An 18,571-nucleotide genomic window follows, 5' to 3' on the forward strand; every position below is an offset into this window, starting at 1 on the left:
ATGGTCAGGATCGAGGCGACACGGATCGCGGAGGTGTTACACGATGGCGAAGGTGCTGATCGTCACAGGTGACGCGGCGGAGGACCTGGAGGTGATGTACCCCTACCAGCGGCTACTGGAGGAGGGGTACGAGGTGGACATCGCCGCTCCGAGCGCCAAGAAGCTCCAGTTCGTGGTCCACGACTTCGTCGAGGGCTTCGACACCTACACCGAGAAGCCGGGACACACGTGGGCGGCCGACATCGCGTTCGCGGACGTCGACCCGGAGCAGTACGTGGCGCTGGTCGTACCAGGGGGACGCGCGCCGGAGTACATCCGCAACGACCGCGACTGCCTGGAGATCGTCAGGCACTTCGCGGGCAGCGGCAAGCCGATCGCGGCGCTGTGCCACGGGCCGATCGTGCTGGCGGCGGCGGGTGTGCTGAAAGGGCGGGAGACCAGTGCCTACCCGGCGTGTGCCCCGGATGTCGAGCAGGCGGGCGCGACCTTCGTCGACAGCGAGGCTCACGTGGACGGCAACCTCGTCACCGGACGTGCCTGGCCCGACCACCCGGCGTGGATGCGCGCCTTCATGAAGATCCTCCGTGGCGCGACCGGCTGAGAGCCGGAGGCCGCTGTCGGCGGTCCAGCGCGCGGAGGGCCTCCAGGGGTTCATCAAGGACGCGAAGATCGACGGACTCAAGCAGGAAGCACAGCGGGCCCCGCAGGAGGGGCGATCGGTGCGCTTCCGAGGTTGGCTCAGGGCTCGTCGGCGAACTTCACCGTCACTTTCTTGAAGCCGAGGGATTTGAGCATGCCTTCGAGCATGAGCTTGGTGTTCTGGTCGGCGCGGTTGCGGAGGTCGCTGGCCTGGGCGGCTTCGGCGATCTTCTGTTCGGCCAGGACGTAGAGCTCCTGCTGGTTCTGCGGGGAGTTCGACAGCATGCCCTGGACGCGGTCGAGGATGCCGCGCTCCTGGGCGTAGACGTAGGATCTCTTGTTGTCGAGGTTGGTCTTCTCCAGTTGCGCGCGCGGCAGCCGTACGGTGACCTCGGTGCGGTCGGGGGAGACGGTGAGCGCGTCCTTGCCCATCGCGGAGAAGTCGACGTACGCGTCCACGCTGCCGGCGCCGACGAACAGGGTGCGCGAGCCCTTGATGGCGTCCGGCAGGAAGGCGGCGTCCTTCTCCAGGTCGACGATGACCTGGAAGTTGCCGCTGGCGGCCTGGAAGCGGCTCATGTTCTGGATCGACTGGAGCAGCACCGGCTGGCTGCGGTCGACCGTCGTCTCGCCGAAGGGGTTGAGATAGGACCAGGTCAGCCTCGCGCCCACGAAGAGGAGGACCAGCAGTGTGAGGAAGCCCGCGAGGTAGCGCCAGCCGCGTCGGGACCGGGGCCGAGCCGGTTCCGCGGCCGCCGCCGTCTGGGGGGTCGACGTCTGGCGGTTCACGGGCACTCTCCTTCCCGAGATGAGCGTCTTCTCACATCATGTACGGGAACGGGAGTCCGCGTGGCACCCGAGAGCCAGCCCCCTGTGGTGATGGCCCAGCAGGCCGAGTCCGCGCCGGCCCGGGGCCATCGCGGAGCTCTCCCGCCCGCCCGGGGCGATCACCGGGCCGGGACGGCCGGCGGGCCGGCGCCAGTGCCGGCCGGTTCCCGCACCGGCGTCGGTGGCCGGCTCCTCCCCGGGACCGGACGTACCTGGACCGGACGTATCGGGATCGGACGTACCGGGACCGGATGTGGTCGCGGACGGAGGCCCGGAAGGGCCTGGCATCGTGGGGTAGGGGGAGCCGGGGACGGGGGACTGGGCGGGGTAGCCGCCGGCCGTCTGGTCTCCCGGTGGGGAGGTCGCAGGCCCGCCGCTCCCCCGGGTCATGGGACGGGGGAGCGGCTGGGTCGCCACCCCTCCGAAGTGCGACGCCTTCAGCCGGCAGGTGGCGAAGTCGGTGTAGAACATGCGCAGCCAGTCGCGGCGCTGGCTCTCCGTCAGCGCGGAGAACCACGCCGCCGCCGCCTGGTGACCCGGCAGTGGGCCGCTGGGCAGCGGCTCCCCGCGCAGCCAGGCCGTCACGATGGCGCGGTAGCCGCCCGCGGGGCCGTCCCCGCACGGGCTCGCGAGCCGTTCCACGAACTCCGCCGCGGCCCGCGAGGCGAACCCCGGCGACAGGTCGTCGACGTGGATGGGCACCACGCCGGGTCCGGGCACGCCGTCGTCGTCCCGTGGACGCTGCTCGACGCGTGCGAACGCGCCGGGCGTGCCGGTCAGGCGGGCGGCGATCGTGGTGAAGGTGGCGCCCAGCTCCGTGAGCCCGCTGCGCATCCCCGGATGCACGCAGACCGTGATCGGCCACTCCTGGCAGCTGTAGACCATCGGCTCGGTGGCCGCGACGGCCTGCGGCTCGCTCAGCAGCCGGGCCATGCCCGCACCCGCCACGAGGACCGCCACCATCGCCCCTGTCAGCGCGAGGACGCGCCGGGTCACGATCGCGGTCCAGGTGAGCAGGATGGCGGAGGTGACGCCGAGAAGCCACAGCGTCTGGTTCTCGAAGGCGGCCGGGCTCAGCCCCTCGAACGGGTCGTACGGCTCGGACGTGCTCGGCGCCAGCCGGCTCGCCCAGGCCGAGCCACCGGCCAGCGGCGTGAACAGGCCGTAGCAGGCGACCCCCGCCAGCAGTGGAGTGCCGGTCCAGGGCAGGGCCCAGCCCGTGACCCACCCGATCACCGCGTAGAGGGCCAGACCCGCGGCCCCCACGGCGAGCCCGGTGGGCGCCAGATGGCCCGCCTGCTCGGTCAGGACGGCCTTCATCGCCAGCAGTGTCACGGTCGCGCCGAAGGCCCCCACGACGACCACCAGGATCGCCAGCGGGGCTCTCAGCACCTGCCAGGTGCCGAGCAGCCTGCCGCGCAACGCGCGCCGCTTGCGCACCGCCACCCACGCGGCGAACGCGGCGGCGACGGGACCGGTCAGCCGGAGCGAGCCGATGACCGCGACGACGATGTTCTCCCATGCGGAAATGCCCGGGACAAGGACGCTCCAGGCGGCGAGCAGGCCCAGCGCGAGCAGTATTCCTACCGCCACCAGCGCGCTGTGCTTCAGCTCCTCGCGTGAAACGCCCCTCTGCTCAAGCACGGTCCCGCGTGGGCCGGAAATACGGCCACGCCGCCCGTGCGGCTGCACTAATGATCTTCATTCAGGACCCCCCGTGCCTGGATGAGCGGCGCTGACGGCACTGGTGCCGGCCCCCTGGCACCCCGTGCCCGATCCAACCCGCCACGCCGTGCGTCCACGGGATCGCATAGCCGCGCCTCGTGTCGCACGGCGCGGCTTTCCCCATGCTTTGGACCAGGCTTTGCCGCGCCTCACCTCTTGACATGAACACCATAACGGAGCGTGATGTTTGTCGTCCCGCTTCTTGGGTAACCCATGAGACTCAGTCACCCTGCGTCAGAGCTCGGGGCAGGCGCTAGCGTAGCGTTGTGTCCATCGGTGTACCGAAGCCGCTTAACTTGCCGTTCGACCCCATTGAGCGCGCCGCCGAAACGTGGCGTGTCCGTTTCGGGCCGTCATCTGCCATGGCGGCCGTCACATCGATCATGAGAGCGCACCAGATCCTGCTCGGGCAACTGGACACGCTGCTCAGACCGCATGACTTGACGTTCGCCCGCTACGAGGCGCTGGTGCTGCTGACGTTCAGCAAGACGGGCGCGCTGCCCCTGTCGCGCATCGGCGAGCGGCTCATGGTGCATCCGACGAGCGTGACCAACACCGTCGACCGCCTGGAGCGCGCGGGGCTCGTCCGCCGCATGCGCAACCCGAAAGACGGGCGCGGGGTGCTCGCCGAGATCACCGACAAGGGGCGCGAGGCGGTGAGCCGGGCGACCGCCGACCTCATGGCCGCCGACTTCTGCATGACGATGTACGGCGAGGCCGACCTCGCCGACATGTTCGGCCTCATGCGGACAATCAGGGTGGCCGCCGGCGACTTCGAGCCCGCCCCCGAATGACCCCGGTCCGGCGCGGCTCCTCAACACCGGAAGGGACCCACCCCCCGCGGGGATGGGTCCCTCCGTACCGGATTGAGCCGGGTCACAGGCGCACGGCGCGCAGGGCGTCGACGATGCCCTTGCCGTAGAAGCCGTTGGACGGCGTGGTCCCCTCACAGGTGTGGGTGGCCGTGACGGTCGGGCCGGTGGGCAGGATGCGGGTGTAGGTGTAGGCGGGCGGGTTCGGGCAGGACGTCTTGGTGGCCGTGCCCTTCATGATCGCCTCGACGGTGTCGGGGTCGAGCGTCTTGCCGTTCCGCCCGTCGCGGTGCCCGTACTTGCTGACGATCAGCGCCGCGACGCCGGCCGCGCGGGGCGAGGCCATCGAGGTGCCCTGCAGGTACTGGTAGTACGCGCAGGTCGTGCCGGCGCAGTCCTTGACCACGTAGTTCACGGTCGGGTTCCCGTCGGCGTCGATCTCGCCGTTGGCGATGGCGAGAGACTTGGGATAGGCCGACAGGGTGGCCTTGGTGATGTCGCGCGTGTTGTCCGGGGTGTCGTAGACGTCCCCGCCGGGGGAGGCGATGTCGACGAAGCCGTTTCCGTAGCTGGAGTAGTAGGCCTTGCGCTTGCTGATGCCGGTGGCGGACACCGAGATCACGTGCTCACCCTCGGTGGGCATGGACACGCAGCTCGACGGGATGGTCCGGCTGTACGGGGCCTGGCCGGGCACACTGGCGAAGTCGGGGCTGGAGGTGTCGAGGTAGTCCTTGGTGTAGTCGGCGGCCTGGTTGCCCGCGGCGGCCACCAGGGTGACGCCGTGCCGGTGGGCGTAGTTCAGGGCGCGCTGGGTCGCCTTGATGATGGTCGCCTGCTCCAGCCGGCTGTCGGGCGAGTCGGCGGGGTTGTCGGTGCAGTTGAACAGCCACGGGTCGATGTAGTAGCTCATGTTGACCACGTCGACGCCGATGTCGCCCGCGTAGGTGAGCGCGTCCACGGTGGGCTGCAGGAAGAAGTAGCCCGAGTCCTGGCCGGCGCGCAGGTTCACCAGGGTCACGCCGGGGGCGACGCCCGAGATGCCGAGCTTGTTGATCGGCGAGGCGATCGAGGAGGCCACGTGGGTGCCGTGCCCGCCCTCGTCGACGTCGTTCGGGTCGTTGCAGGACTGGTCGGGCTCCTCCTCGCACGGCCCGTCGACCACGTCTCCGTTGGCGTCGTAGGGGACGTCGACGGTGAAGTTGCGGCTGAGGGACCGGCTGAAGTTCGGGGCGATGTCGGGGTGCGAGCCGTCGACGCCGGTGTCGAGGACGCCGACCAGCACCTTGGAGTCACCCTTCTCGTACTTGTGGGCCTCGTCGGCGTGGATCTGCTTCATGTCCCACTGAAGGTCCGACAGCGGCTCGGCCTTGGGGTTGCGGCCCCGCTTGACGGCTCCGTGCTCGCGGCCCTCCTTCTCGACGGCGTTCGCCTGGTCGGTGGCCCGGGCTCCGAACGCCGTCTTCGCGGCCTTCGGGACACTGCCGATGATCCGGTCGCGGGCCACGCCGTCGATCGCGGCGTTGTCCTTGATCGCGGATAAGAAGGCGGCGTTCGTTGTGGTGACCGTGGCGAGGCCGACGGCCGTGTTCACCTTGACGACGGTTCCACCTGCGGCCCTGATCGCCTTCTGGGCGTCCTCAGCGGCGGCTCCTTCCTTGAAAAGTACGACGTACCCTGTCGCGGCCGCAGGGTCGGCCGTCGTTCGGACAGCCTGTGCCGGAATTGCCACGGTCGCGGCGATCACGGCTGCAGCGGCGGTGACGACGAAGACGCGTCTCACACCCACCTCCAAGTGAGCTGAATTCATGCCGAGCCCATCGTTCGCGATAACTGCTCCGCATCACAGTTCCGTGGGAATTTGCGACAAAGGCGTGACATATCGATGGCAAGCCCGTGTGGCACGGTCGCGACCATGAGCACGCGCCGGATGCGCACGATGAGGGTGGCGGCGGGCGACTTCGCGTCGCACGAGGACCGGTGGGCGCGAATGAGAAGGGGACCCGCCCCTCGCGGGACGGGTCCCCTTGATCGTGCTGAGGCCGGTTATCCTCTGACGGCGCGCAGGGCGTCGACGATGCCCTTGCCGTAGAAGCCGTTGGACGAAGCGGTCCCCTCACAGGTGTGGGTGGTCGTGACGGTGGCTCCGCTCTGCAGGTGGCGGGTGTAGGTGAAGGCGGCCGGGTTCGGGCAGGGCGTCTTGACGGCCGTGGACGTGAGGATCCGCTCGACGGTGTCGGGGTCGAGCGTGATGCCGTTCCGCCCGTCGCGGTGCCCGTACTTGCTGACGATCAGCGCGGCGACGCCGGCCACGCGGGGCGAGGACGCCGAGGTGCCCGACATGTACACGTAGTACCCGCACGTGGCGCCCGCGCAGTCCTTGACCACGTAGTTCACGGTCGGGTTCCCGTCGGCGTCGATCTCGCCGTTGGCGATGGCGACGGACTTGGGATAGGCCGACAGCACCCCCAGGGTGAGGTCGCGCTTGTTGTCGGCGGTGTCGTAGACGTCACCGCCGGGGGCGGCCAGGTCGATGTAGCCGTTGCCGTAGTTGGAGTAGTAGGCCTTGCGCTTGGTGACGCCGGTCGCGGACACCGCGATCACGTGCTCGCCCTCGCTCGGCAGCTGCGTGCAGCTCGCCGGGATGTCGCGTGTGTAGGGGGCCCGGCCGGGCACCATGGGGGGCGTCGGGCTGAGGGTGTCGACGAAGTCCTTGGTGAAGTCCGCGGCGATGTTGCCCGCGCCGGACACCAGGGTGACGCCGTGCCGGTGGGCGTAGTTCAGGGCGCGCTGCGTGGCCTTGATGATGGTCGCCTGCTCCAGCCGGTTCTCGGGCGAGTCGGCGGGGTTGTCGGTGCAGTGGAACAGCCACGGGTCGAGGTAGTAGCTCATGTTGACCACGTCGACGCCGATGTCGCCCGCGTAGGTGAGCGCGTCCACGGTGGGCTGCAGGAAGAAGAAGCCCGCGTCCCCGGCGACGCGCAGGTTCACGATCGTGACCTTGGGCGCCACGCCCGAGATGCCGAGCTTGTTGATCGGCGCGGCGACCGAGGCGGCCTGGTGGGTGCCGTGCCCGTCCTCGTCCACGTCGTTCGGGTCGAAGCAGGACCCGTCGGGATCTTCCTCGCAGGGGCCGTCGAGCACGTCTCCGTTGGCGTCGTAGGGGATGTCGACGGTGAAGTTGCGGCTGAGGGATCGGCTGAAGTTCGGGGCGATGTCGGGGTGCGAGCCGTCGACGCCGGTGTCGAGGATGCCGACCAGCACCCTGCGGTCACCCTGCTCGTACTTGTGGGCCTCGTCGGCGTGGATCTGCTTCATGTCCCACTGAAGGTCCGAGAGCGGCTCGGCGGTGGTGCTACGGCCCCGCTTGACGGCGCCCTTTTCGCGGACCTCCAGTCCGACGTCTCTCGTCTGGCTGGACGTGCCTGTGCTCAAGCCCTTCCGGCCGGCGTTGGGAACGCCCCCGATCGAGCGGTCACGGGCGACGCCGTCGATGACGGGGTTGTCCTTGATCGCGGATAAGAATCCTTCGTTCGCGGTGGTGACCGTGGCGAGGCCGACGGCCGTGTTCACCTTGACGACGGTCCCCCCTGCCGCCTCGATCGCCCTCTGGGCGTCCGCGGCGGCAACCCCTTCCTTATAAAGTACGACGAACTCGGTCGTGGCCGTGGGACTGGCTGTCGTTCGGACAGCCTGTGCCGGTACGGCCTGTGCCGGAACTGCCGCTGTCGCGGCGATCACGGCTGCAGCCGCGGTGACGACGAAGACGCGTCTCACGCGTACCTCCATGTGAGTTGAACCCTTGCGAGCCCAATCGTTCGCGATCACACCGACGAACCGCAAATTCAGGCGAATTTGCGATCAAAGCGTGACATTTTGATCGCAAGCCCGTGTGGCACCGTCGCGACCCGGAGCACGCGCGGGATGCGGCAGGATTGGACTATGAGCCCAGCGGACTTCACTCGACCGGCATCGTTGCAGGGGGCTGTGGACCTCGGCGCGCGCAAGCAGGCACTGGAAGCCCAGGCCCGTCGTGAGGCGGCCGCGGCGCAGGCGGCTTCAGGAGGCGCCCCGGCCACGCCGGGCGGCGCCGTGGTGATCGACGTCACCGACGAGACCTTCGCCACGGAGGTGATCGAGCGCTCCATGCGCGTCCCGGTGGTCCTCGACCTGTGGGCCACCTGGTGCGAGCCGTGCAAGCAGCTCAGCCCGATCCTTGAGAAGCTCGCCGCCGAGGCGGCAGGCAGGTGGGTGCTCGCCAAGGTCGACGTCGACGCGAGCCCCCAGATCAGCGGCGCGCTGCAGGTGCAGAGCCTCCCGACCGTGCTGGCCGTCTTCCAGGGCCAGGCGGTGACCGGCTTCCAGGGCGCGCTCCCCGAGGCGCAGGTGCGGCAATGGCTCGACCAGTTGCTGCAGGCGCTCGCGCAGTACCTCCCACCCGAGGGGGAGGCGCCCGAGGGCCAGGAGGCCCAGCCGGCCCAGCCGGCGGCCGACCCCGACCTGCTCGCGGCCGAGAAGGCCATCGACGAGGGCGACCTCGACGCCGCGGCCGCCGCCTACGAACGCCTGCTCGCCCGCGCCCCCGCCGACCCCGACGCCAAGATCGGCCTGGCCGGGGTGGGGCTCGTGCGCCGCACCCAGGGCCTCGACCCCGACACCGTGATGCGCCGGGCCGCCGAGAGCCCTGCCGACGTCGAGGCGCAGACCCAGGCGGCCGACGTCGAGATGCTCGGCGGCAGGGTCGACGAGGCGTTCGACCGGCTCGTCCAGCTCGTCCGCCGCACCTCGGGCGACGACCGCGACCGCGTACGCCGTCGCCTGCTCGACCTGTTCGACGCGCTCCCCGCCGGGGACCCCTCCGTCGCCAAGGCCCGCCGGGGTCTCGCCAGCGCCCTTTTCTGACCCGGGCACTCCTTCCGGCATGCGACGGCTCCCGTGCCCCATCGGGGCACGGGAGCCACTGCCGCGCACCGCGGGGGCCTGAACTGTGATCCTTTGTCGCGGGACGGCGGAAGCTCCCGGCCGGGTCTGGCACGATGGATATCCCCGATATGGAGCAGGCGAGCCGGATGCGCGACATCGAGCACCCGAGCGAGCGCGACCACAAGCACCCGCAAAGGAGCGGATTGACGTGGCCACCGTGCCGAGCGTGTCGTACTCGATCACCGTCCGTCTGGAGGTGCCGGCGGGCGGCAAGGCCGTCAGCCAGCTCACCCACGCGGTAGAGAACGCAGGCGGCGTGGTGACCGCCCTCGACGTGACCAATGCCGGTCACGAGAAGCTGCGCATCGACGTCACGTGTGCGGCCAAGGACACCGACCACGCGCAGGCGATCGTCGACAGCCTCGACGCCGTCGACGGCGTCATCCTGCACAAGGTCAGTGACCGCACCTTCCTCATGCACCTCGGCGGCAAGATCGAGATGCAGTCCAAGGTGCCGCTGCGCAACCGTGACGAGCTGTCCATGGCGTACACGCCGGGTGTGGCGCGGGTCTCGCTGGCCATCGCCCGCAACCCCGAGGACGCCCGCCGCCTGACCATCAAGCGCAACACTGTCGCGGTGGTCACCGACGGGTCCGCCGTGCTCGGCCTCGGCAACATCGGGCCGGCGGCGGCGCTGCCCGTCATGGAGGGCAAGGCCGCCCTGTTCAAGCGGTTCGCGGGCATCGACGCCTGGCCGCTCTGCCTGGACACGCAGGACGTCGACACCATCGTGGAGGTCGTCCGCTGCATCGCGCCCGGCTTCGGCGGCATCAACCTTGAGGACATCTCGGCGCCGCGGTGCTTCGAGATCGAACGCCGGTTGCGCGACCTGCTCGACATCCCCGTCTTCCACGACGACCAGCACGGCACGGCCATCTGCGTGCTGGCCGCCCTGACGAACGCGCTGCGGGTCGTCGGCAAGGCGCTGCCCGATGTGAAGATCGCGATGGCAGGGGCCGGAGCCGCGGGCACGGCCGTGCTGCGACTGCTGCTGGCGGCGGGGGCGCGCAACGTCGTCGTCTGCGACTACCTGGGCGCGGTCCACAAGGGCCGCGACGACCTCGACGACTCGCTGCGCTGGATCGCCGAGAACACCAACGCCGAGGGGTACGGCGGTGACGTGCGGGGCGCGGTGAAGGGCGCCGACGTGTTCATCGGCGTCTCGGCCCCGGGCATCCTCAACGGCGACGACATCGCCACCATGGCCGACAGGGCGGTGGTCTTCGCGCTGGCCAACCCCGAGCCCGAGGTGTCGCCCGACGACGCCAGGGAGCACGCGGCGGTGGTCGCCACCGGCCGGTCCGACTACCCGAACCAGATCAACAACGTGCTGGCCTTCCCCGGCGTCTTCCGCGGCCTGCTCGACGCGCAGTCGCGCATGGTCACCGAGGCCATGCTGCTGGCCGCGGCCAACGCCCTGGCGAACGTCGTGTCGGTGGAGGAGCTCGGGCCGAACTACATCATCCCGAGCGTCTTCCACCCCGACGTCGCGGGCGCGGTCGCGGCGGCGGTCCGGGAGTCCGCCGGCGGCAAGGTGCGGGGCTTCACGGAGGCGTAGGCACGGAGGCGTAGGACCGGTGCCGTGCCCCCCTTACAGCTCGGGGTGGCGGCGCCGGCCGTACGGCGAGCGCGGGCGCATGAGCGGCTCGGCGGGCGTGCGGCGCGGCCAGATCATGCCGACCCACCACAGCATGCCGCCGAAGACCACCAGGCCCACGGCGGTCGCCATCTTGCCGTACAGATCGGCGGGCGGCCCGGTGTAGGGCAGGTGGCGGGCCTGCTGCCCGCGGAGCAGAGGGTTGTACCTGTGGGCGCGAAGGCTGTTGTGATGCTGCTCGCCGCTCTGCCGCTCGTCGCTGTCCCCGCTGCTCTCGCTGTAGACCGACTCGCGGTACTCGCCGTAGGACTCCTCGCCGGTCTCACAGCGCGACCAGACCTGGTACCTCGTGGTGCCCTGGTCGGCCAGGGTGACCCCGATGCGCTCGGTGGAGCGCGGTTCGACGTAGACGGGGATGGTGCGCTCGACGCCCGGCCACAGCAGGCCGTTGCGCACCAGGGTGTTGCCCCGGTAGACGGAGTACTCCACGGTGCCGTGGTCGCGCGGGGCGGTCATGACGACGTTGGCCCTGCTCGCGGGACACTCGACCCGGGAGACGGCGACGTCGACGCGCCCGTCGCCCCCGTCACGGTCGTCCCCGGCTGTGCCGGCGGCGTGTGAGGTGCGGGCCGCGGGGACGCCGACGGCGGCGCCGACCGCCATCAGCGCCACCAGTATCAGGCGGGTCATTCGGGCCCTCCCTTCGCTTCGCGGCTCTCTGCGCGGCGCGGATTCCGCAAACTGATCCTCCAGCGGGTGATCTCTGACACGGAGAGTTCCCACTTGATCGCCATGAGTAACATAAGGCGAGGTGAAAGCCGTCTCTCATGGGGGTCAGGCGCGCGTTTGGGGCATCACGCGTCATGATGGATGCATGGCGGAGGCGATCTACGTCGGCGGGCTGCTGGTGGCGACGCCACTGCTGGACGATCCGAATTTCCGGCGCGGTGTCGTGTTGGTGCTCGAACACGACGAAGACGGAGGGACCCTCGGCGTCATGCTCAACCGGCCGAGCGAGGTCACCGTGACCCAGGTGCTCCCATCGTGGGACTCGCTCGTGAGCGGGCCCCCTGTGCTCTTCGAGGGGGGCCCTGTCCAGACCGACAGCGCGCTGGCCCTGGCCTCGGTGCCGAGCGGGGAGGAGCCTCTCGGGTGGCGAAGGCTGCACGCGGGCACCTCGGCGGTCTCCAAACTCGGCACGGTCGACCTGGACGCTCCCCCCGAGATCCTCGCCGGTGAGATCACGCAGATGCGCATCTTCGCGGGGTACGCGGGCTGGACGGCCGGCCAGCTGGAGGCCGAGATCCGCGAGGGCTCGTGGTACGTCGTGGAGGCCGAGCCCGGTGACACCTTCGACTCGCGGCCCTCGAACCTTTGGCGGTCGGTGCTGCGCCGTCAGCCCGGCGAGCTGGCCTTCGTGGCGACCTGCCCGGACGACCCCAAGCTCAACTGATCCCAGCCGGGGCGCAGCGCGCGCTCGGCGAGGGTCAGGGCCCTGTCGACGTTGGCGACCAGGGTGGCGAGGTGGGCGGCCCCGCCGACCGAGCACTCGAAGCCGACGCGGATCGCCGATGTGATGAAGCCCACAAGCAGGCGGGGTCGCGGGTCGGTCGCCGGATCCGTACCCTGGCGACGGGCCATCTCGACCGTGAGCAGCTTCTCGGTCTCGGACATGCGGGCGAAGCTCGTGGCCAGCAGTGCGGGGTTCCCGTCGATCACCTGCCTGTGCTTGAGGAACCGCTCGGTGTCCTCCTCGGCGGTCCTCTCCATCGTGTGGATGAACTCGCGGAAGGACTGAACGAGGGCCGCCAGCGGGGGCTCGTCGTCGGGCCGGGCCGCGAGGGCGGCGGTGATGAGTTCGTTGTACTCGACGGTGAAGTCGAGCGCGAGGTCCTCCTTGCTGCCGAAGTAGCGGAAGAACGTGCGCGGTGAGACGTCCACGGCCGCGGCGATCTGGTCGACGGTGGTGGCTTCGTATCCCTGGGCCAGGAACAGATCGAAGGCGGCGTCGGTCAGAGCCAGCCGGGTCTGGTGCTTCTTGCGCTCCCGAAGACCCATGCCGGACACCTCCTAGAAACGTTCACTTCACATTCTGCCACAAGTCACCATCTGTCGTATAAAAGAGTTTGTCATCTGTCATGGACTGACATAAATTACCGGTTGCTGACCACTCATCGAAACAGGGGGACCTTTCCATGGCACAAGCGCTGGCCGCGCCACCAGACGCGACGGCTCGACGTGGCCACGGCCATCCGTGGCTGACGCTGCTCGCGGTCGCTTTAGGCGTGATCATGGTAATGCTCGACGGCACCGTCGTCGCCATCGCCAACCCGGTGATCGGCAAGGACCTGGGGGCATCGCTCTCGGACCTTCAGTGGATCACCAGCGGTTACCTGCTCGCGCTGGCCGTCTTTCTCATCACCGCGGGCAAGCTCGGTGACCTCTTCGGGCACAAGAGGGTCTTCATCGTCGGCATCGCCGGTTTCGCCCTCACCTCGCTGGCCATCGGCCTCACCTCGTCCATCGGCGTGCTGATCGCCCTGCGCGTGCTCCAGGGCCTGTTCGGCGCGCTGCTCCAGCCGGCCGCGCTCGCCCTGCTCCGCGCGGCGTTCCCGGCCGAGCGGCTCAACATGGCGATCGGCATCTGGGGTGCGGCGATCGGCGTGTCGAGCGCCGCGGGCCCCATCGTCGGCGGCCTGCTGGTGGAGAACGTCAGCTGGCAGTCGGTCTTCTTCATCAACGTGCCGGTCGGCATCGTCGCGCTGATCGTCGGCCTGTGGGTGATCAAGGAGAGCAAGGCCGAGTCGCTGTCGAAGATCGACATTCCGGGCGTGGTCCTGCTGTCGGGGGCCATGTTCTGCCTGGTGTGGGCGATCATCAAGGCGCCGGGCTACGGCTGGGGGGACGCCAAGACGATCGCGTTCGTCGCCGGCGCCGTGGTCCTTGGCGCCGCCTTCGTCTTCTGGCAGCGCAAGGCGGCCGAGCCGCTGCTGCCGCTCAGCCTGTTCCACAACGCCTCGGTGTCCATCGGCACCGCGTTGATGGTGCTCATGGCCTTCTCGATGTTCGGCGCGATGTTCTTCCTCACGTTCTTCTTCCAGGGCGTGCACGGCCTGTCCCCTCTGGAGTCGGGCATGCGCATGCTCCCGATGAGCGCCGGCATGATCGTCGCCTCGCCCCTGGCCGGCTTCGCGCTGAGCAAGTTCGGCCCGAGGGTGCCCATCGCCGCGGGCATGCTCATCACCGCCACCTCGATGTTCCTGCTTTCCCGCCTCGGGATCGACGCCGGGTACGTGGACACCGCGATCCCGTTCGCGCTGCTCGCCTTCGGCCTGTCGCCGGTCATGGTGGGAGCCACCGAGGTCATCGTCGGCAACTCGCCGGTGGAGCTCAGCGGCGTCGCCGGAGGCATGCAGCAGTCCGCCATGCAGGTGGGCGGCTCGCTCGGCACCGCCGTGCTCGGCGCGCTGATCACCGCCAAGGTGGCGGACGTCCTGCCCGGCCACCTGGCCGACGTCAAGATGCCGGCCACCGGCGCCCAGGTCGACGCGATGAAGGACCTCGTCGCGCTCGGCGTGGCGCCCGTGCCGCCGGGGGCCGCCAAGCCCGTCGCGGACGCGATCACGCAGGCCGCGCACCTGTCCTTCCTCGACGGCATGCACTTCGGCTTCGGCGTGGCCGTGGCGGTGGCCGTCGTCGCGGCCATCCTGGGCCTGTTCGTCAAGGCGGGCCGCAAGGTCGAGGACGCCCCCGTCCACGTGGGCTGACCGCCCGTACGGGCCGCTCTCTTCCGGCCCGGCACTGGTGTCGTCCGGTACGGCTCGCGCCCTTCGCGCGGGCCGTACCGTCATGAGTGAGGCGTTCGTCAGCCTGAGCGCGCCCGCGCGCACGTAGACTCGGATGTCGTGAGCACGAAGATCCTTCCCGAGAGCGAAGTGCGCCCGAACCTCTCGCATGGCGACGAGGGGGACCACGAGCGGTTCTCGCACTACGCCGACAAGAACAAGATCACTGAGAGCATGGTGACCGGCACGCCGATCAGGGCTCTCTGCGGCAAGGTGTGGGTGCCCAGCCGCGATCCCAAGAAGTATCCCGTGTGCCCCGAGTGCAAAGAGATCTACGAAGGGCTCCCGCTGGGCGGCCAACCGGGCGACGGCAAATGAGTGTTGCTCCCGGCTGATCGGCGCCACTGAAGCTACCGTCAGCACTCCGACCAGGAACAACGGGGGAGTGCATGGTGCGGCGCACGGTTGCCGTGTCTTTGGTGTGCCTGTTCACGCTCGCAGGCGTGCCCGGCTCGGCTCGCGCGGCGGCCACGCGCTCCTGCGGGCATGCCCGGCCACCGGGGGCCGAAACCCGGGAGGCCGGGCGGCGCACCCCCGATGCCCGCGTGCCGAGACCCGGCACGCGCGGGGCCGAGCGGCGCGCGTCGCCCTCCCGCGTGATGAGGCCTGAGACGCGCGGAGCCGAGCCGTACACGATCGGCGCCCGCGAGGCCGCCCGTATGCTCTCCGGCATGCGCCGGCGACTACGCTCCCCGCACGCCGAGCCGCCGGCCGTCACGGTCACGGTCCCCCTGTGGATCCACGTCATCACCGACGGTCGCATGGGGGCCTCGGACATCTCCCTGGGCACGCAGGTCGACACGCTCAACGCCGCTTACGGAGGCCGGCTGGGCGGCGTCGACACCGGTATCCGCTTCGTCCTCCGGGGCGTCACCCACACCGACAACCCCACCTGGTTCCGCGAGCCGCTCGGCAACGAGTCGGCGATGAAGCAACGGCTGCGCAAGGGCGGGGCCGAGACGCTCAACCTCTACGTGGCCCAGCTCAGCGAGCTGGTGCTGGGCTACGCCACCTACCCGCACTGGTACCAGAGCCGCCCGAGCCTCGACGGCGTCGTGATCGACTGGCGCAGCCTGCCGGGAGGCGCCCTGCGCGACTTCTCCAAGGGGTACACCGGGGTTCACGAGATCGGGCACTGGCTCGGGCTGCTGCACACCTTCGAGAACGGCTGCGCCCAGCCGGGCGACTCCGTCGACGACACCCCGCCCGAGGCCACTCCCACCCAGGGCTGCCCCGCGCGCAAGGACACCTGCCCGGACACCGGTGAGGACCCGATTCACAACTACATGGACTACGCCCACGACCGCTGCATGTCGGAGTTCACCGCCGGCCAGGCCGCCCGGATGCGCGAGATGTGGAGCGCCTACCGAGCCCCCGCGACCTGACACCGGCGGGCCGGTTTCCATAGTTTTCCTGCTCGATAATCGAGGTGCTCGTTGACGAACGGGTGCCTTCGGTGCCGATACTCAGTGCACGGGAGGAGGCACCGTGGACGAGCACCGCATCGAGCGACGGCCGTATGGCGATCGGGCATGGCCTCCGTCCGAGGCCGAGGGCCTTCCTCCGTCGGCCCGGCTGTACGGCGCGCCCGCCCCGCCGGCGCGGGTCAGGGTGCCCGCCTGGCTCAGGAGGGCGCTGGTGTTCGCCCTGGCCCTGGCGACGGGTGTCGCCCTGGTGGCCGGCACCGTCGCCTTCGCCGTGAACCGACTCAACGCGCCCGGTCCCGCGGTGGACGTCGCGGACCCGGCGGCGGGCGTCAGCTACCCGCTGCCCCAGGGGTGGCGGCGCGGCATGGTTCCTCCGGTCACGGGGTTCACGTCCGTCGCCACGGCCGGCGGCTCGGCGCTCGTCATGACCCGGCCGGGGGAGTCCGTGGCGGTCTCCGGGCCGAAGGCCGCGACGCTCGACCTGGCCGACCTGTACGGGCGGCTGCTGCTGCACGGCGACACGGTCGACGTGGTCGACGACCGGCCCATCACGGTGGGGGGGTACGCCGGCCACTCACGGGCGCTGCGCGCGAGCTACACCGACGTGGTGAACCAGCCGTCTTACCTTCGCGTGACACTTCTCACCAAGGACGACCGGAGCGTGGTGGTCCTCGGCCTCGCCCAGCCCGACGACCCGGCGCGGCGGGCCGAGATCGACGCCGTCGTCAGGGGCCTGAGGTAGCCGGACTCAGGGCGCGTTGGTCACGGCGCGTGAGGACGTGGTCCCTTCTAGCACGGGAAGGGTGGCATGGCGAGAATCCCGGAGGGTCGGCACGTCTTGTCGGTGGTCCCCACTATGGTGGCTTCACTGTGAGGGAGCGAAACGAGCGCAGCGACAAGACGATCAATGGGGGCGACGCCCCGGCGGTCCGCAGAGGCCATCTGGTGAGGAGGTCGGCGTGAGCTCGTTTGCCGCGTCCCATCTGTCACCCTCCTATCCCGACCGCGCCGCGTGGGGCACCGCGCCGAAGCTCCGCGCGTGGCAGCAGGAGGCCCTCGACCTCTATTTCCGGCGCGAGCCGCGTGACTTCCTCACCGTGGCGACCCCGGGCGCGGGCAAGACGACGTACGCGCTGCGCATCGCCAGCGAGCTGCTGGGCCGTGGCGTCGTGCGCGCCGTGACCATCGTCACGCCCACAGAGCACCTCAAGCGGCAGTGGGCCGACGCGGCCGGCAGGGTCGGCATCGCCATCGACCCCGAGTTCAAGAACAGCCAGGGCGCCACCTCCCGCGACTACGCCGGCGTCGCGGTGACCTACGCCCAGGTGTCGATGCATCCCGCGCTGCACCGCGCGCGCACCGAGGCCCGCAAGACGCTGGTCATCTTCGACGAGATCCACCACGCGGGCGACGCCAAGTCCTGGGGTGACGGCGTGCGCGAGGCCTTCGAGCCGGCCGCCCGGCGGCTCGCCCTCACCGGCACCCCGTTCCGGTCCGACACCAACCCGATCCCCTTCGTCACCTACGCCGAGGACGGCGAGGGCGTCCGGCGCAGCCTCTCCGACTACTCCTACGGGTACGGCCCGGCGTTGGCCGACGGCGTGGTCCGTCCCGTCATCTTCCTGGCGTACGCGGGCGAGATGCGCTGGCGCACCCGCGCGGGCGACGAGATCACCGCGACGCTCGGCACCCCTCTCACCAAGGACCAGCTCGGCCAGGCGTGGCGCGCCGCCCTCGACCCGAAGGGCGACTGGATCCGCCAGGTGCTGCTGGCCGCCGACAAGCGGCTCACCGAGGTGCGGCGGGGCGTCCCCGACGCGGGCGCGATGGTGATCGCCACCGACCACGAGACGGCCCGCGCGTACGCCAAGCACCTGCGGGCGATCACCGGCCAGGGCGCCACCATCGTGCTCTCCGACGACCCCGGGGCCTCCGGCAAGATCAAGCAGTTCAGCGCCTCAGAGGAGCGCTGGCTGGTCGCGGTGCGCATGGTCTCCGAGGGCGTCGACATCCCGCGTCTCGCCGTCGGGGTGTACGCCACCAGCGTGTCGACCCCGCTGTTCTTCGCCCAGGCCGTCGGGCGCTTCGTCCGCGCCCGCAAGCGGGGCGAGACCGCGTCGGTGTTCCTGCCCTCGGTGCCGACCCTCATGGGTCTTGCGGGCGAGATGGAGGCCGAGCGCGACCACGTGCTCGACCGCAAGATCCCCGAGGAGGGCCTCGACGACTTCCTCGTCGACGAGGCCCGGCAGAAGAAGGACAATCCCGACGTCCTCGGCGACGAGCTGCCGTTCGAGACCGTGGAGGCCTCGGCCACCTTCGACCGCGTCCTGTTCGACGGCGGCGAGTTCGGCACGGCGGCGGAGACCGGCTCGGCCGAGGAGGAGGACTTCCTCGGCCTGCCGGGGCTGCTGGAGCCCGACCAGGTGGCGGTGCTGCTTCGCAAGCACCAGGCCGACCAGCAGGCCGCCAGGCGGCGTAAGGCGGCCGATCCCGCGCCGCCGCCGGTCCTCGCCCCCCACGAGGAGATGGCCGCGCTGCGCAAGGAGCTGAACGGCCTCGTGGGGGCCTGGAACCACCGCACCGGCCAGCCCCACGGCGTCATCCACGCCGAGCTGCGCAGGGCCTGCGGCGGCCCTCCCATCGCCCAGGCGTCCGGCGACCAGATCCGCCAGCGCATCGAGACGATCCGCAAGTGGGCCACCCAGCGATCCCGCTGAG

At 70.3% G+C, this 18,571-nt stretch carries 16 protein-coding genes; 10 read left to right on the forward strand and 6 right to left on the reverse strand.

The window, feature by feature from the left end:
- Positions 1 to 43: 43 nt before the first annotated feature.
- On the forward strand, positions 44 to 601 hold the full coding sequence (locus ACGFIV_RS10895) for a DJ-1/PfpI family protein (RefSeq protein WP_358551550.1): 558 nt from the start codon (positions 44 to 46) through the stop codon (positions 599 to 601).
- 137 nt (positions 602 to 738) lie between these two features.
- Here the strand turns inward: ACGFIV_RS10895 and ACGFIV_RS10900 are convergent, their stop codons facing one another.
- On the reverse strand, positions 739 to 1,428 hold the full coding sequence (locus tag ACGFIV_RS10900) for a DUF4230 domain-containing protein (protein WP_358551548.1): 690 nt from the start codon (positions 1,426 to 1,428) through the stop codon (positions 739 to 741).
- Positions 1,429 to 1,464: 36 nt separating this feature from the next.
- Entirely contained in the window at positions 1,465 to 3,111 is a 1,647-nt protein-coding gene (locus ACGFIV_RS10905) for a hypothetical protein (protein ID WP_358551546.1), read from the reverse strand.
- A gap of 353 nt (positions 3,112 to 3,464) precedes the next feature.
- On the opposite strand from ACGFIV_RS10905, the gene ACGFIV_RS10910 reads away from it, so the two are divergent.
- Entirely contained in the window at positions 3,465 to 3,986 is a 522-nt protein-coding gene (locus tag ACGFIV_RS10910) for a MarR family winged helix-turn-helix transcriptional regulator (RefSeq protein WP_392834162.1), read from the forward strand.
- 82 nt (positions 3,987 to 4,068) lie between these two features.
- Here ACGFIV_RS10910 and ACGFIV_RS10915 read toward each other — a convergent pair whose 3' ends face one another.
- Both ACGFIV_RS10915 and ACGFIV_RS10920 read right to left on the reverse strand, forming a co-directional pair.
- Positions 4,069 to 5,784 (reverse strand): S8 family serine peptidase, encoded by a 1,716-nt coding sequence (locus tag ACGFIV_RS10915; RefSeq protein WP_392833955.1) that lies wholly within the window; start codon positions 5,782 to 5,784, stop codon positions 4,069 to 4,071.
- 263 nt (positions 5,785 to 6,047) lie between these two features.
- Positions 6,048 to 7,574 (reverse strand): S8 family serine peptidase, encoded by a 1,527-nt coding sequence (locus ACGFIV_RS10920; RefSeq protein ID WP_358551540.1) that lies wholly within the window; start codon positions 7,572 to 7,574, stop codon positions 6,048 to 6,050.
- A 369-nt stretch (positions 7,575 to 7,943) separates the two neighbouring features.
- On the opposite strand from ACGFIV_RS10920, the gene ACGFIV_RS10925 reads away from it, so the two are divergent.
- Positions 7,944 to 8,903, forward strand: a complete 960-nt coding sequence (locus tag ACGFIV_RS10925; RefSeq protein WP_358551538.1) for a tetratricopeptide repeat protein — start codon at positions 7,944 to 7,946, stop codon at positions 8,901 to 8,903.
- A gap of 229 nt (positions 8,904 to 9,132) precedes the next feature.
- A complete protein-coding gene (locus ACGFIV_RS10930; protein ID WP_358551537.1) occupies positions 9,133 to 10,542 on the forward strand; it encodes an NAD-dependent malic enzyme in 1,410 nt (469 codons plus the stop codon).
- Positions 10,543 to 10,575: 33 nt separating this feature from the next.
- Here ACGFIV_RS10930 and ACGFIV_RS10935 read toward each other — a convergent pair whose 3' ends face one another.
- The gene (locus ACGFIV_RS10935; RefSeq protein WP_358551536.1) at positions 10,576 to 11,271 is read right to left on the reverse strand and encodes a hypothetical protein; all 696 of its coding nucleotides are present in this window, start codon (positions 11,269 to 11,271) and stop codon (positions 10,576 to 10,578) included.
- Positions 11,272 to 11,455: 184 nt separating this feature from the next.
- On the opposite strand from ACGFIV_RS10935, the gene ACGFIV_RS10940 reads away from it, so the two are divergent.
- Positions 11,456 to 12,034: a YqgE/AlgH family protein gene (locus tag ACGFIV_RS10940; RefSeq protein WP_358551534.1), complete on the forward strand. Its 579-nt coding sequence runs from the start codon at positions 11,456 to 11,458 to the stop codon at positions 12,032 to 12,034.
- On the opposite strand, the gene ACGFIV_RS10945 is transcribed toward ACGFIV_RS10940, so the two are convergent.
- The gene (locus tag ACGFIV_RS10945; protein ID WP_358551532.1) at positions 11,977 to 12,639 is read right to left on the reverse strand and encodes a TetR family transcriptional regulator; all 663 of its coding nucleotides are present in this window, start codon (positions 12,637 to 12,639) and stop codon (positions 11,977 to 11,979) included. The genes ACGFIV_RS10940 and ACGFIV_RS10945 overlap by 58 nt on opposite strands.
- Positions 12,640 to 12,776: 137 nt before the next feature.
- Between ACGFIV_RS10945 and ACGFIV_RS10950 the strand changes: the two genes are divergently transcribed.
- From ACGFIV_RS10950 to ACGFIV_RS10970, 5 genes are all read left to right on the forward strand, one after another.
- Positions 12,777 to 14,348 carry a DHA2 family efflux MFS transporter permease subunit gene (locus ACGFIV_RS10950; RefSeq protein WP_358551530.1) on the forward strand — a complete coding sequence of 524 codons (1,572 nt, stop codon included), beginning with the start codon at positions 12,777 to 12,779 and terminating at the stop codon, positions 14,346 to 14,348.
- Between the two features lie 138 nt (positions 14,349 to 14,486).
- A complete protein-coding gene (locus ACGFIV_RS10955) occupies positions 14,487 to 14,744 on the forward strand; it encodes a DUF3039 domain-containing protein (RefSeq protein WP_358551528.1) in 258 nt (85 codons plus the stop codon).
- Positions 14,745 to 14,869: 125 nt separating this feature from the next.
- Positions 14,870 to 15,811, forward strand: a complete 942-nt coding sequence (locus ACGFIV_RS10960) for a zinc metalloprotease (RefSeq protein WP_392833963.1) — start codon at positions 14,870 to 14,872, stop codon at positions 15,809 to 15,811.
- Positions 15,812 to 15,914: 103 nt separating this feature from the next.
- Positions 15,915 to 16,595 (forward strand): hypothetical protein, encoded by a 681-nt coding sequence (locus ACGFIV_RS10965; protein WP_358551524.1) that lies wholly within the window; start codon positions 15,915 to 15,917, stop codon positions 16,593 to 16,595.
- A 217-nt stretch (positions 16,596 to 16,812) separates the two neighbouring features.
- On the forward strand, positions 16,813 to 18,570 hold the full coding sequence (locus ACGFIV_RS10970) for a DEAD/DEAH box helicase (RefSeq protein WP_358551522.1): 1,758 nt from the start codon (positions 16,813 to 16,815) through the stop codon (positions 18,568 to 18,570).
- Position 18,571 lies beyond the last annotated feature (1 nt).

The organism is Sphaerisporangium sp. NPDC049003 (genome assembly GCF_043197795.1).
In the GTDB taxonomy this organism is placed as follows: domain Bacteria; phylum Actinomycetota; class Actinomycetes; order Streptosporangiales; family Streptosporangiaceae; genus Sphaerisporangium.

Bases quoted from the DNA above. Each gene is read 5' to 3' on its own strand.
- ACGFIV_RS10895 (WP_358551550.1), top strand. From the start codon at position 44: ATGGCGAAGGTGCTGATCGTCACAGGTGACGCGGCGGAGGACCTGGAG.
- ACGFIV_RS10925 (WP_358551538.1), top strand. From the start codon at position 7,944: ATGAGCCCAGCGGACTTCACTCGACCGGCATCGTTGCAGGGGGCTGTG.
- ACGFIV_RS10945 (WP_358551532.1), bottom strand. From the start codon at position 12,639: ATGGGTCTTCGGGAGCGCAAGAAGCACCAGACCCGGCTGGCTCTGACC.
- ACGFIV_RS10940 (WP_358551534.1), top strand. From the start codon at position 11,456: ATGGCGGAGGCGATCTACGTCGGCGGGCTGCTGGTGGCGACGCCACTG.
- ACGFIV_RS10950 (WP_358551530.1), top strand. From the start codon at position 12,777: ATGGCACAAGCGCTGGCCGCGCCACCAGACGCGACGGCTCGACGTGGC.
- ACGFIV_RS10935 (WP_358551536.1), bottom strand. From the start codon at position 11,271: ATGACCCGCCTGATACTGGTGGCGCTGATGGCGGTCGGCGCCGCCGTC.